This window comes from Ruegeria sp. CH6, assembly GCF_056537005.1.
In genome coordinates this window covers 80,302-93,086 of sequence record NZ_JBQFQS010000001.1, presented here as the reverse complement: position 1 = coordinate 93,086, position 12,785 = coordinate 80,302, and the positions used below count along the sequence as shown (strand labels likewise).

The 12,785-nt window shown below is 56.5% G+C and carries 13 protein-coding genes; 7 read left to right on the top strand and 6 right to left on the bottom strand.

Translation table 11 applies throughout. From position 1 onward, the window contains the following. Positions 1–104 precede the first annotated feature (104 nt). The 5 genes from ACR0CW_RS00470 to coxB form a co-directional block, all read right to left on the bottom strand. Complete coding sequence (locus ACR0CW_RS00470) at positions 105–920, bottom strand: cytochrome c oxidase subunit 3 (protein WP_155139594.1); 816 nt, start codon at positions 918–920, stop codon at positions 105–107. A gap of 22 nt (positions 921–942) precedes the next feature. Continuing rightward, positions 943–1,518 carry a cytochrome c oxidase assembly protein gene (locus ACR0CW_RS00465; protein WP_155139592.1) on the bottom strand — a complete coding sequence of 192 codons (576 nt, stop codon included), beginning with the start codon at positions 1,516–1,518 and terminating at the stop codon, positions 943–945. Next, positions 1,518–1,679 (bottom strand): hypothetical protein, encoded by a 162-nt coding sequence (locus ACR0CW_RS00460; protein WP_170331225.1) that lies wholly within the window; start codon positions 1,677–1,679, stop codon positions 1,518–1,520. The genes ACR0CW_RS00465 and ACR0CW_RS00460 overlap by 1 nt, the downstream gene beginning before the upstream one ends. Then, positions 1,679–2,632, bottom strand: coding sequence for a heme o synthase (cyoE, locus tag ACR0CW_RS00455; RefSeq protein ID WP_170331223.1), 954 nt, complete (start codon positions 2,630–2,632; stop codon positions 1,679–1,681). Before cyoE ends, ACR0CW_RS00460 begins: the two co-directional genes overlap by 1 nt. Positions 2,633–2,716: 84 nt before the next feature. Further along, a complete protein-coding gene (gene coxB / locus ACR0CW_RS00450; RefSeq protein WP_480786447.1) occupies positions 2,717–3,628 on the bottom strand; it encodes a cytochrome c oxidase subunit II in 912 nt (303 codons plus the stop codon). Positions 3,629–3,804: 176 nt separating this feature from the next. Here coxB and tldD point away from each other — a divergent pair, with 176 nt between their 5' ends. From tldD to ACR0CW_RS00425, 5 genes are all read left to right on the top strand, one after another. Further along, positions 3,805–5,226 carry a metalloprotease TldD gene (tldD, locus tag ACR0CW_RS00445; RefSeq protein WP_480786446.1) on the top strand — a complete coding sequence of 474 codons (1,422 nt, stop codon included), beginning with the start codon at positions 3,805–3,807 and terminating at the stop codon, positions 5,224–5,226. Between the two features lie 239 nt (positions 5,227–5,465). After that, a complete protein-coding gene (gene dprA, locus ACR0CW_RS00440) occupies positions 5,466–6,617 on the top strand; it encodes a DNA-processing protein DprA (RefSeq protein WP_480786445.1) in 1,152 nt (383 codons plus the stop codon). A gap of 174 nt (positions 6,618–6,791) precedes the next feature. After that, positions 6,792–9,431 (top strand): type I DNA topoisomerase, encoded by a 2,640-nt coding sequence (topA, locus tag ACR0CW_RS00435; RefSeq protein ID WP_480786444.1) that lies wholly within the window; start codon positions 6,792–6,794, stop codon positions 9,429–9,431. Between the two features lie 103 nt (positions 9,432–9,534). Continuing rightward, positions 9,535–10,239: a CoA transferase subunit A gene (locus ACR0CW_RS00430; RefSeq protein WP_155139581.1), complete on the top strand. Its 705-nt coding sequence runs from the start codon at positions 9,535–9,537 to the stop codon at positions 10,237–10,239. Beyond that, a complete protein-coding gene (locus ACR0CW_RS00425) occupies positions 10,239–10,865 on the top strand; it encodes a CoA transferase subunit B (RefSeq protein WP_155139579.1) in 627 nt (208 codons plus the stop codon). The genes ACR0CW_RS00430 and ACR0CW_RS00425 overlap by 1 nt, the downstream gene beginning before the upstream one ends. Positions 10,866–10,906: 41 nt before the next feature. Here ACR0CW_RS00425 and ACR0CW_RS00420 read toward each other — a convergent pair whose 3' ends face one another. Further along, positions 10,907–11,770 carry a lytic transglycosylase domain-containing protein gene (locus ACR0CW_RS00420; protein WP_170331213.1) on the bottom strand — a complete coding sequence of 288 codons (864 nt, stop codon included), beginning with the start codon at positions 11,768–11,770 and terminating at the stop codon, positions 10,907–10,909. A 351-nt stretch (positions 11,771–12,121) separates the two neighbouring features. On the opposite strand from ACR0CW_RS00420, the gene ACR0CW_RS00415 reads away from it, so the two are divergent. Then, positions 12,122–12,316, top strand: coding sequence for a hypothetical protein (locus ACR0CW_RS00415; protein ID WP_155139560.1), 195 nt, complete (start codon positions 12,122–12,124; stop codon positions 12,314–12,316). A gap of 130 nt (positions 12,317–12,446) precedes the next feature. Next, on the top strand, positions 12,447–12,638 hold the full coding sequence (locus ACR0CW_RS00410) for a hypothetical protein (protein ID WP_254436738.1): 192 nt from the start codon (positions 12,447–12,449) through the stop codon (positions 12,636–12,638). Positions 12,639–12,785 lie beyond the last annotated feature (147 nt).

The following is a 12,785-nucleotide window of genomic DNA, read 5'->3' as shown; positions in this document are numbered from 1 at the left end:
GCGGAAAGGCAACCGTGCAATTGTATGGGGCGCAATATTGCGCCCCGGATAGAGAAAAAGCCGCCCCTAAGGGCGGCTTTTGCAATTGGATCGCCTGTCCGGCGTTACATCAGTGGAGCCTGACCCCAGATGTAGACGGCGAAGAACAGGAACAGCCATACGACGTCAACAAAGTGCCAGTACCATGCAGCCGCTTCGAAACCGACGTGTTTCTCGGGCGTAAAGTCACCGCGTAGCGCACGGATCAAACAGACGCTCAGGAAAATGGTCCCGATGATGACGTGTGCACCGTGGAAACCGGTTGCCATGAAGAAGTTCGAGTAGAACTGATCATCACCGAATTTCCAGCCCTCATGCGCCAGCAGTTCATAGTATTCAAACGCCTGCAGGAAGGTAAACGCGATACCCAGAACGATACCGATCGCCAGACCGTTGATCAGCGCCTTGCGGTCATTGTCGTGAACCAGCGCATGGTGTGCCCATGTAATTGCACAGCCCGACAACAGCAGGACCAGAGTGTTGATCAGCGGCAGGTGGAACGGGTCAACCGCGTGGATGTCCGGCTGGATGTACTCGGTACCGGCATAGTCGTACATCGGATACATGCGGTGTTTGAAGAACGACCAGAACCACGCGAAGAAGAACATCACCTCGGACATCACGAACAGGATGAAGCCATAGCGCAGGCCGATGCGAACCACTGGTGTATGATCACCAGCACGGCTTTCGGCGACAACCTCTGACCACCATGCGAACATGGTATAAAGCACGGCCACCAGACCTGCCCAGAACATGAACGATGTGATACCGTGCATCCAGAGGACAGCTCCGAACAGCATCACAAAGCCGCCAATCGCGCCGATGAATGGCCAGATTGATGGGGCCAGAATGTGGTAGTCGTGGTTTTTAGCGTGTGCCATCAGCGTCCCTCACCTACAGGCGTTAGTTCGTGTTTGTATCTGCCTGCGCTTCAAGGGCGGCATAGCCCTCGGGCAGGTCAATTTCGTAGAATGTATACGACAGTGTGATCGTATGAACATACTGTGCTTCGGGGTCTTCGACGATTTCCGGATCGACGAAGAAGGTGACAGGCATTTCGACCCGCTCACCCGGTTGCAGAACCTGCTCGTCAAAGCAGAAGCAGGCAATTTTCTGGAAATATCCACCGGCCGAATAGGGCGTCACGTTGTAGGACGCCTGCCCCGCGATGGGTTTGTCTGTCGGGTTGTATGCCTCATAAAAGGCCAGCCCGGTTTCACCGATGCGCACTTTCATCTCGCGCTCGACCGGTTTGAACTCCCAGGGCATGTCCTTGGCTTTGGATGCATCAAAGCGAATGGTGACGATCTGGTCCAGAACATCATCCGGAGCCTGCTCGGCGACGCCAGTGGTGCCACCAAAACCTGTTACCCGACAAAACCAGTTGTAGAACGGCACGGACGCCCAAGCGAGGCCGCCCATCAGAACGACAACACCAACCAGCTGCACAACCGTTTTCTGTGGACCCGACATCGCCATCAGTTCTGCACCTCAGAAGTTGGAACCGTAAAGTCGGTACCGGAAACCTTGACGATGGTCAGACCAAAGATGATCACGATGAAGGCCGCCAACGTCAGTCCAACACCAAGATTGCGGCTGAACCGGCGCTGATGCAGTTCGTGGCTCTTGCGCAAGCTCATCACCAGCCTCCCAGACCGTAGTTCTTCAGAAGCGCTTCAACCAGAATAGCGCCAAAATGCAGGAAGAGGTAAAGCAGCGACAGCTTGAAGAAGCTGCGTTCGACTTTGAAGTTGTCGGCTTCCGCGTCCTCTTCTGTGCGCCGAGAGATTTTCCATGCTCCGCGCAGGAACAGCGCATTCAGGACGACAGCAACCACCAGATAAACCGGCCCGCCGATACCCGAGAATGCAGTCCCGATCGCCAGCAATGCCAGCAAAACGGTGTAGACTAGAATATGAGTGCGGGTCGCCTTGCGACCGTGGGTGACGGTCAGCATCGGCACACCGGCATCGTCATAATCCGAGCGCATGAACAGCGCCAGCGCCCAGAAATGCGGCGGTGTCCACATAAAGGTCAGGGCAAACATCAGCCAGGGCTCAATCGACATCGAGCCAGTTGCGGCAACCCATCCGATCACCGGAGGGAATGCACCCGCAGCGCCACCGATCACGATGTTCTGGGGCGTCGAGCGTTTCAGCCACATCGTGTAGATGACGACATAGAAAAAGATCGTGAAGGCGAGGAACGCGCCGGCAAAGATATTTGTTGCCAGCGCCAGCATCATCACGGACATGCCGGAAAGGGCCAGACCCAGGGCCAGCGCTTCGCCTTCCTCAACCTTGCCAGACGGGATCGGCCGACCTTTGGTGCGCTTCATCACCTTGTCGATATCGGCATCCCACCACATGTTGAGCGCGCCCGAGGCACCGCCGCCAATGGCAATGAACAGGATGGCACAGAATCCGACAAAGGGGTGCACCGGAACCGGCGCGGCCAGCAGCCCGACCAGAGCGGTGAACACAACCAGCGACATCACACGCGGCTTCAGCAGGGCGAAATAATCGCCAAAGCTGGCCTCGTCCGCGCGGGTCTGCGCGTTCACGGTGCTGGCATTGATGCTTGCGTCGCTCATTTCCGGTCCTTTTGGGGCGAAAGCTGCGCGTAAGACGCGCAGCCTGCTTTATTTGATGCGCGGGATGGGTACCCGCACGTGCTGTCAGTTCGATGCAACCTGATAGGAAGCCGGCTGACCCGCATATTCTTCAAGTGCGCCTTGCAGCCATTGCTCGTAAGCCTCTTCGCTGACCACTTTGACAGTGATCGGCATGTAGGCGTGGTCCTTACCGCACAGTTCCGAACACTGACCGAAGTAGATGCCTTCCTTGTCGGCCTGGAACCACAGCTCAGCCAAGCGGCCCGGTACACCATCCTGTTTCACGCCGAAGGACGGGATGGTCCACGAGTGGATCACGTCAGACGCGGTAACCTGCATGACGACGATCTTGCCAACAGGCACAACAACTGCGGTGTCGGTGGCCAGCAGCCACTCATCTTCGCTGTAGCCTGCATCTGTCAGTTTGGCGCGCATTGCGTCATCCAGAACGAACGGTGTCACATCTGCGTCCGCAGGGCGTGCGCCTTCGTCCAGAGTTGCGGGGTGACCCAGCAGATAGCTGTCGAAAGCAAAGTCATGATCGACATATTCGTAGGTCCAGTACCACTGGTTGCCGACGACTTTGATCACAACGTCACCTTCCGGGATTTCCTGCTGCTTGAACAGCACTGGCAGTGAGAAGGCACCGATGAAAACCAGAATCAGGATCGGACCCAGAGTCCATGCGATCTCGACCGGAGTGTAGTGCGAGAATGCAGCGGGTTTCGGGTTTGCGCGCTGATTGTAGCGCACGATGCAATAAACCAGCAGTCCAGCAACGAGCACACAGATTGCGGTGATGATCACCAGAATCATATCGTCCAGACGCTGGATCCCATCCGCAAGGCTGGTGGCGGCGGGTTGGAAACCGATGCCGCCGTCGACCGGCTTGCCAATAATCTCAAGCTCCTGAGCCATGGCGGGAAGGCTGGAGAGGGCTGTGGCAAGCCCCGAAAGCATCAAAGCATTCTTCATGTTCTGTCCTGATCGTTTGATCTTTGCTTCTCTCGCGAAAAGGCGTGAATCGGTCACACCTCTCCCGTTGTCTTTGGCCGCGTTAAAAACCATATTCCGTCGGGTAGATAAAGCAAAATGCTTGCGTCAAACAGACGCTATTTTTGATCTGGATCAAACCCGAAAGGCAGCAACCGATGACTCAAGCCCCGTTTCGCCCTTTTGAAACCGCCCTTCCCCACGACGAAGCGCTGGCCGTTCTGCAGTCTGCCACAGCGGGTGCAGAGGACGGAGAGCTTTATGTTGAACGGCGTAAATCCGAGTCTCTGGTCTTCGATGACGGGCGTCTACGCACCGCTTCCTATGACGCTTCTGAGGGATTTGGACTGCGCGCGGTTCAGGGTGATGTGGCAGGGTATGCGCATTCGACCGATGTCTCGATCCCTTCGCTAAAACGCGCGGCCGAAACCGCACGGCTGGCGGTTGGGGACGGCGGTGGAACGCTTGCCGATGCACCGCGCGCCACAAATACACGGCTTTATACAGACGAAGATCCGATCGAATCCGCCAGCTTCCCGGTCAAGATTGATACGCTGCGCGAGATTGATGCATTTGCGCGTAACCTCGATTCCCGAGTTGTTCAGGTCAGCGCAACCATCGCCGCCGCGGTGCAGGAGGTTGAGATCCTGCGCCCCGATGGAGTTCTTGTCCGCGACGTAAGACCGATGACCCGCCTGAATGTCTCGGTGATCGTCGAACAGAATGGTCGCCGTGAAAGCGGTTCCGCTGGCGGCGGTGGACGTGTGGGTCTTGATGGTCTGATTGATCCATCAGACTGGCAGGACAAGGCGCGCGAAGCGTTGCGCATCGCGTTGGTTAATCTGGATGCAATCCCCGCGCCTGCCGGCGTGATGGAAGTGGCGCTTGGCCCTGGTTGGCCTGGCATTCTTCTGCACGAGGCCATCGGTCATGGCCTTGAGGGTGACTTCAATCGCAAAGGAAGCTCAGCCTTCGCTGGCCTGATGGGGCAGCAAATTGCCTCGAAAGGCGTGACAGTAGTTGATGACGGCACGATCCCGGATCGTCGCGGATCGATCACCGTGGATGACGAGGGCACCCCAAGTTCGCGCACTGTGCTGATCGAGGACGGCATCCTGACCGGTTACATGCAGGACCGCCAGAACGCGCGATTGATGGGTGTTTCGCCAACCGGCAATGGGCGGCGGCAGAGCTATGCCCACAAACCCATGCCACGCATGACCAACACTATCATGCTGGGCGGTGATTCCGATCCTGCTGAACTGGTGGCCGAAATCAAGGATGGCATCTGGGCGGTCGGCTTCGGCGGTGGGCAGGTCGACATCACAAATGGCAAGTTCGTGTTTTCATGCACCGAAGCTTACCGGGTCGAGAACGGCAAGATCGGAGCACCCGTCAAGGGCGCGACACTGATTGGCGATGGGCCATCGGCGTTGAAACGTATCCGCGGACTGGGCAATGACATGGCACTGGACCCCGGGATGGGCACTTGTGGCAAAGATGGTCAATGGGTGCCGGTGGGCGTTGGCCAGCCAACCGTTTTGATGGACGGCCTGACCGTCGGTGGATCGGCAGCCTGAGTCGCAGGTCAGATCAGGCATTAACAGCTCGAGGTTAACTCGGGCTGTTGCAGTACCGAATATTGAAATCGCTATGCGATTTTCTCTTAAATATCCGCAGTAGCACTTATAATTAGATATCATATACTTACGAAAGTTCTGCGAAATATCCCAAGACAGACTTCTTAAAATTTTCGTCGATTCACAAGCTGTTAACCCCGCATCTCGTAAACCTGTTTTGCAATCAGGCGGAGCATCGGATGACCGAAGAGCAGCTATCTTCCAATCACCCCACACTCCCACCCACCACGGAAGAAGACCGGTTTTCCTGGCTTCGTCTGATGCGTTCGCGAAAGGTTGGTCCGGCGACATTCCGGCGCCTGCTGCGTGAACATGGCTCGGCGCAGAATGCGCTGGCCGCGCTGCCGGAAATGGCACGCGCTGCCGGAATCGAAGGGTATGAAATCTGCCCACCCGGCGTGATCGAGGCGGAACTCAAGGCTGCAAAGGCTGCGAATGCGCAGCTTTTGTGCCTTGGGGCCACTGACTTTCCAAAGAGTCTGGTCGATCTATCTGATGCTCCACCAATGCTTTGGGCGATTGGGAACCTGTCGGTCCTACAACGCCCGATGATCGCATTGGTTGGGGCACGCAACTGTTCCTCGCTTGGGTCACGCATGGCACGCGCATTGGCATCGGAGTTGGCGGAGCATGGCTATGTAGTGGTTTCCGGCCTAGCGCGCGGAATCGACACCTCGGCTCATCTTGCAACCATGGCAACCGGAACCGTAGCGGTAATGGCTGGCGGTGTCGATGTGATCTACCCGGCCGAAAACGCCAAGTTGGCGGAGGATCTGCTTGAGACCGGATTGCGCCTTTCGGAACAGCCGATGGGTGTAACACCTCAGGCGCGGCATTTCCCACGCCGCAATCGCATCATTTCAGGACTGGCACAGGCGGTGGTCGTAGTGGAAGCCGCAGCAAAATCAGGCAGCCTGATTACTGCCCGGGATGCGTTGGATCAGGGGCGTGAGGTTCTTGCGGTACCCGGCCATCCTTTCGATGCGCGGGCGGCAGGGTGCAATCTGCTGATCCGGGATGGAGCCACATTGGTTCGCTCTGCCCAGGATGTGATTGAGGCCCTTCCACAGCAATCGACTGGTTCCGGCAATGAGCCATCTGTCTCCACACTTTGCCCGGATGTGACCCCCAATACTGCACAGAACGGCAAGGATGGGCAGAGGTTGCATAACGAAATACTGTCTCGACTTGGCCCTTCGCCCATCGCCGAGGATCAATTGATCCGCGATATCGCCGCTACGGCCGGGGAAATCGGCCCTGCGCTGGTCGATCTGGAGCTTGACGGGCGAATCCAAAGGCAGGCTGGTGGATTGCTGTCTCTGGCAAGTTAGGTGCCTGATTTGGGGGGCACCCCAGTCGTTATTGAATACAAACAAGCGATTATCCCCCTGAGATTCCGGTCGAAAACAGTCATTTTAAGGAACGCATTGACAATTCCTCCTTGCCCCACACATTTTGCACGGCCATAGAAGGCGCCAAATCCGTCGAGCGAGGTTTTTCACTAAATGCCTGTAGTTGTTGTAGAATCCCCGGCCAAAGCTAAAACAATCAATAAGTACCTTGGCCCCGACTACACGGTTCTGGCCTCGTATGGTCACGTTCGGGACCTTCCACCGAAGGACGGATCTGTCGATCCAGACCACGAATTTTCGATGAAGTGGGAGGTCGGCAACGACAGCCGCAAACACGTCAAGGCGATCGCCGACGCCCTTAAGGAAGACAACGCCCTCATCCTTGCGACCGACCCCGACCGCGAGGGAGAAGCGATCAGCTGGCACCTGCAGGAAGCGCTGACCAAGCGCCGTTCCATTAAGAAGGATACTCCGGTAAGCCGGGTCACTTTCAACGCCATCACCAAAGAGGCGGTGACGCAGGCCATGCAGAACCCTCGCGAGGTCGATATGCCTCTGGTCGAGGCTTATCTGGCCCGTCGCGCACTGGACTATCTTGTGGGCTTCAACCTGTCTCCGGTTCTGTGGCGCAAGCTGCCGGGCGCAAAATCGGCTGGACGCGTTCAATCGGTCTGTCTGCGCCTGATCGTCGAGCGAGAGATGGAGATCGAAGCCTTCAAACCGGTCGAGTACTGGTCGGTCAAAGCACTGTTCGAAACACCACGCGGTCAGACCTATGAGGCACGCCTGGTCACTCTGGCTGGTAAAAAGCTGGACAAACACGATCTGGCCAATGCCACGCAGGCGGAACTGGCGGTTCAGGCTATCACCAGCCGCGCGCTGAGCGTGACATCGGTTGAGGCGAAACCAGCGGCGCGCAATCCCAGCGCCCCATTCATGACTTCGACTCTGCAGCAAGAGGCCAGCCGCAAGTTCGGCATGGGCGCGCGCCACGCTATGCAGGTGGCACAGCGGCTGTATGAGGCGGGTTACATTACCTATATGCGGACCGACGGTATCGACATGGCACCCGAGGCTGTTGCAGCCACGCGTGACGCCATCGCTGATCGGTATGGCGCGGAATATGTTCCAGACAGCTCGCGTATCTACAAGAACAAGGCCAAGAACGCCCAGGAAGCGCACGAGTGTATCCGCCCAACGGATATGACCCGTGATGCAAAGGCTCTGAAGGTTACGGATGAGGATCAGCGCAAACTGTATGACCTGATCTGGAAACGTACGATTGCTTGCCAGATGGCTGCAGCTCGGCTGGAGCGTACAACGGTCGAAATCGGCAGCGATGATGGTCAGGTTGGTCTGCGTGCCACGGGTCAGGTGGTGCTGTTTGACGGGTTCATGCGCGTTTACGAAGAAGGCCGAGATGACGTGGCCGACGAGGATGAAAAACGCCTGCCACAGATCATGCAAGGCGATACGGCTCGCTTTGCCAAAGCCTCATTGCGGGATCAGTTCGCGAAGGCGACCAGTGAAACTGGCGACAAGGTCGCGAAAGAGGCCGTTCTGTCCGAGAACGAATCCGTTCTGGCGCTGCAGCACCACACACAGCCACCACCGCGTTACACCGAGGCCACACTGGTCAAGCGGATGGAAGAGTTGGGGATCGGTCGCCCCTCGACCTACGCGTCGATCGTAACCACGATTCAAGACCGGGAATATGTGCGGAAGGACAAGAACCGGTTGATCCCTGAGGAGAAGGGCCGGATTGTTACGATCTTCCTGCTGAACTTCTTCCGACAGTATGTTGGCTACGAGTTCACTGCGAACCTCGAAGAACAGCTGGACGATGTCAGCGCAGGCGACCGGGATTACAAGGATCTGCTGGGCAAGTTCTGGCGCGACTTCTCAGCTGCAATTGGTGAGACGTCTGAACTGCGTATCTCGGAAGTGTTGGACAAGCTGGACGAGGCGCTGGCGCCGCAGCTGTATCCGCCAAGAGAAGATGGGTCAGATCCGCGTATCTGCCCGAAGTGTGGTGTGGGTCAGTTGCACCTCAAAACATCCCGGACCGGCGGTTTCGTGGGCTGCGGGAACTATCCCGAATGCACTTACACCCGCCCCATCGCTGGTGAGGGTGCTGAGGGGGATGAACGACTGCTAGGCGAAAACTCAGGGGATGAGATCTGGCTCAAATCCGGGCGTTTTGGTCCCTATGTTCAGCGCGGTGAACCAACACCTGAAAACAAAAAACCACCTCGTGCTTCTCTGCCTCGTGGATGGAGTAAGGACGACATGGATCTGGAGAAGGCGGTGACTCTACTGAGCCTGCCGCGTCAGATTGGTGAACATCCCGAAGGTGGTATGATCAGTTCTAATTTCGGGCGATTTGGGCCTTACCTGATGCATCAGCTGCCGGAAGAGGCAAAGCCGGTCTACGCCAACCTCAAAGACCCCAACGATGTATTTGAGATCGGCATGAACCGGGCTGTGGAATTGCTAGCTGAAAAGCGCGCCAACCCTGGGCGACGCGGTCAGGCGGCTGCGAAACCGCTCAAAGAGCTGGGAGAGCATCCGGATGGCGGCGCCATGCAGGTTCTGGACGGGCGCTATGGACCTTATGTGAAATGGGAAAAGGTCAATGCGACCATTCCCAAGGACATCAAGCCGGAAGATGTGACGCAGGAAATGGCCATCGAACTGGTCAACGAGCGCGCAGCCAAAAAGGGGACCAAGAAAAAAGCGGCCCCCAAGAAAAAGACCGCTGCCAAGAAGACGACCAAAAAGGCGGCCACTTGACGATCGGCTAGGTAGAAATACCACCTACCCCTTGGTTTCATTGACTTCCCCGTGACGCGGCGGCACAACCTGCGCCATCACCATGTCATTGGGGGAGTTTTCCATGAAGAAAGTCTATGCCAATGCCACCGAAGCGCTCGATGGAGTGATCTCGGACGGCATGATGATCGCGGCGGGCGGTTTTGGCCTGTGCGGTATTCCCGAGCTGCTGCTTGAGGCCATCAAGGACTCGGGCGCTCAGAACCTGACCTTTGCCTCGAACAACGCCGGCGTCGACGATTTCGGGATCGGCATTCTGCTGCAGACCAAGCAGGTCAAAAAGATGATCAGCTCTTACGTTGGCGAAAACGCCGAGTTCATGCGTCAGTACCTGAGCGGTGAGCTGGAGCTGGAATTCAACCCCCAAGGCACTCTAGCCGAGCGTATGCGCGCTGGCGGTGCGGGCATCCCCGGTTTCTATACCAAGACCGGCGTGGGCACTGTGATCGCTGAAGGCAAAGAGCACAAAGACTTCAACGGCGAGACTTACATTCTGGAAGAAGGCATCTTTGCCGATCTGGCCATCGTCAAAGCCTGGAAAGCCGACGACACCGGCAACCTGATCTTCCGAAAGACCGCACGCAACTTCAACGTGCCCGCCGCAACCTGCGGCAAGATCTGCATCGCCGAGGTTGAAGAGATCGTACCGCGCGGCTCGCTGGACCCCGATGCAATCCACCTGCCCGGCATCTACGTGCATCGCATCATTCAGGGCCAGCACGAAAAGCGCATCGAACAACGCACCACCCGTAAGAAGGAGGAAGCATAATGCCCTGGGATCGTAATCAGATGGCCGCACGCGCGGCGCAAGAGCTTGAAGACGGCATGTATGTGAACCTCGGCATCGGCATTCCGACGCTGGTGGCGAACTACGTAGGTGACAAGGACATCACCCTTCAGTCCGAAAACGGTATGCTGGGCATGGGTCCCTTCCCTTTCGAGGGCGAAGAGGACGCGGACCTGATCAATGCCGGTAAGCAGACGATCACCGAACTGTCTCGCACGTCTTACTTCGACAGCGCGACCTCATTTGCGATGATCCGGGGCGGTAAGATCGCTGCCGCTGTTCTGGGCGCGATGGAAGTCGATGAAGAGGGCGACCTGGCCAACTGGATGATTCCCGGCGTACTGGTCAAAGGCATGGGCGGCGCGATGGATCTGGTTGCGGGCGTTGGCCGCGTGATCGTTGTGATGGATCACACCAACAAGCACGGCAAATCCAAGCTGCTGAAGAAATGCACCCTGCCGTTGACCGGAAAGAAGGTGGTGAATCGCATCATCACCAATCTGGGCGTTCTGGACGTGGTTGAGGGCGGCCTGAAAATCATCGAGATCGCAGAGGGCGTGACCGAGGACGAGATTCGCGCTGCGACTGAGGCCAATATCGTCAACTGATCCTGTAGATATGGATAGGCCCGCCTGAGAGCGGGCCTTTTTCAATTCAGGGTCTGGAAAACGCACCCGTCAGAGATCAGTTCAGGTGGTGTGGCGCAAAGCGCTCGGGCGACCTGAAATGCCGCCAGAACCTTGGGAACGTAATCGCGGGTTTCGGCATAGGGTGGCACACCGCTGTGTTTGCGCACTGCACCCTCTCCTGCATTATATCCAGCCAGAACCAGGATCGGATCGTTTCCGAATTCCCCCATCAGCCAGTCCAGGTATTTTACACCACCGGCTATATTCTGCTCGGGCTTCAGGCTGTCCTTGACCCCGAAACGTTCGGCAGTCGCTGGCATCAACTGCATCAACCCCTGCGCGCCTGCAGAGCTGACAGCATCCGAGCGCCCCGCAGATTCAACGGAAATCACAGCAAGCACCAGCGCCGGAGAGACCTCCGTGCCTATTGTTGAGCGCAGAATGTCGACCCCTCTTTGCTGTACGATATTTTGAAGGGTCTTCAACCGTGGTGAAGTAACACCCGTCGACGAAAGTGCCTGGAAAGCACTATCGAGTCGGCCAGCACCGGCTTTTGCCAATTCAGGTGAAATCGTTTCCCAGAATGCCTTGTATGACCCGACAGGTTTTTTTGGCGCATCTGGCAAAGGCAGATCGGCCGGCGGTTTTGCACGTGCAATGATTTCTGGCACCACCAACTCAGTTCCCGTGCTGGGAGCTGAAGGCGATGACGCGTGCTCTTCTTCGGTGATCTGAACAGTCACGCGCGGTCGCGCGCCGGGCTTAGGAGCCTTGATTCTTTTGTATACGCCGCGTGGCTCTACATCAGCTGCGGGCACAGGCGCCGCCGTTGCGAATAGCAACGCCAAAACGCCGGCGCATGTAAGTGCGTCCCGGAGATACATTCTGCCTGCCTCATCTTTTCTTTTGGGTTGATTTGATACGCGAATCTTCCCGCAAGGCCAGAAAAACAAAGCGAAATGGGGCGATTTCGCCTCATTTGGCGTAAATTTGCATCGCCCCCCACGGTTCCGTCAAATGGCACAACATTTTTTTCCATTATTTTTCAATTAGTTATAAAATAAATGACTAAAAAGTTAAGCTTGAGGCGAAAAATTCGCTGTTTGGCCCAATTCCTGCCACGCACGAAGAGCAATCATAGTGCCATGCCGAGACGATCGGGGGCTGACTGAGAGAGAAAGCTCTGACAAGACGCCGAGGTTAATTAGAGTTAGATCCTTTAGGAGGGACGAAACATGATCAAGTTCATCAAGAACTTCCGTAAAGACGAAGACGGTGCCGTAACTGTAGACTGGGTCGTTCTGACCGCTGCTGTTGTTGCTCTGGCTGCTGTTGCATACAACCAGGTTCGTACTGGTGCCAGCGATCTGGCAGACAGCGTAGAAAGCGCGCTGACCGGTGTTACCGTAACCACGCCGAACTTCAACTAAGTTAATCTTAGTCACACCAACCTCCAGTACTATTCTATAGGCTGTATGGTTGACCAAGCTATCTGGGGGCCGCGCCTTTCGTCGAAGGCGTGGCCCCTGTTTATAAAATCGCTGCCAATCTGGTGAAACTATGCCGATCAATCTAGCCGAGTTTCTTTCGAACGAAGACGGTGCCGTCACTGTAGACTGGGTTGTCCTGACTGCTGCTGTCGTGGGCCTTGGAGCAATTGCTTATGCGAGTCTCTCGACATCTTTTCAGCACGTGGATTCGCAAACTGGTTCGGCCCTCGCAAATATCGAGATCAGACGGCCTAACTTTTAAAGAAGGGGCGTAAATCGCCCTTTCCCGAGACTATTTCGGTGTTGTAGTCCGTTTAATCGAGAACCCGAAGAAAATCTCCGATTGTCCCCCTTTTCGACACAATTCGTATCTATACCCAATCGAGATGAATCCGCACCTCGTGTGGAG

What these genes read in the sequence shown, in the direction of transcription:
- ACR0CW_RS00470 (WP_155139594.1), bottom strand. Translation starts at nt 920, where the DNA reads ATGGCACACGCTAAAAACCACGACTACCACATTCTGGCCCCATCAATC.
- ACR0CW_RS00465 (WP_155139592.1), bottom strand. Translation starts at nt 1,518, where the DNA reads ATGGCGATGTCGGGTCCACAGAAAACGGTTGTGCAGCTGGTTGGTGTT.
- ACR0CW_RS00460 (WP_170331225.1), bottom strand. Translation starts at nt 1,679, where the DNA reads ATGAGCTTGCGCAAGAGCCACGAACTGCATCAGCGCCGGTTCAGCCGC.
- cyoE (WP_170331223.1), bottom strand. Translation starts at nt 2,632, where the DNA reads ATGAGCGACGCAAGCATCAATGCCAGCACCGTGAACGCGCAGACCCGC.
- coxB (WP_480786447.1), bottom strand. Translation starts at nt 3,628, where the DNA reads ATGAAGAATGCTTTGATGCTTTCGGGGCTTGCCACAGCCCTCTCCAGC.
- tldD (WP_480786446.1), top strand. Translation starts at nt 3,805, where the DNA reads ATGACTCAAGCCCCGTTTCGCCCTTTTGAAACCGCCCTTCCCCACGAC.
- dprA (WP_480786445.1), top strand. Translation starts at nt 5,466, where the DNA reads ATGACCGAAGAGCAGCTATCTTCCAATCACCCCACACTCCCACCCACC.
- topA (WP_480786444.1), top strand. Translation starts at nt 6,792, where the DNA reads ATGCCTGTAGTTGTTGTAGAATCCCCGGCCAAAGCTAAAACAATCAAT.
- ACR0CW_RS00430 (WP_155139581.1), top strand. Translation starts at nt 9,535, where the DNA reads ATGAAGAAAGTCTATGCCAATGCCACCGAAGCGCTCGATGGAGTGATC.
- ACR0CW_RS00425 (WP_155139579.1), top strand. Translation starts at nt 10,239, where the DNA reads ATGCCCTGGGATCGTAATCAGATGGCCGCACGCGCGGCGCAAGAGCTT.
- ACR0CW_RS00420 (WP_170331213.1), bottom strand. Translation starts at nt 11,770, where the DNA reads ATGTATCTCCGGGACGCACTTACATGCGCCGGCGTTTTGGCGTTGCTA.
- ACR0CW_RS00415 (WP_155139560.1), top strand. Translation starts at nt 12,122, where the DNA reads ATGATCAAGTTCATCAAGAACTTCCGTAAAGACGAAGACGGTGCCGTA.
- ACR0CW_RS00410 (WP_254436738.1), top strand. Translation starts at nt 12,447, where the DNA reads ATGCCGATCAATCTAGCCGAGTTTCTTTCGAACGAAGACGGTGCCGTC.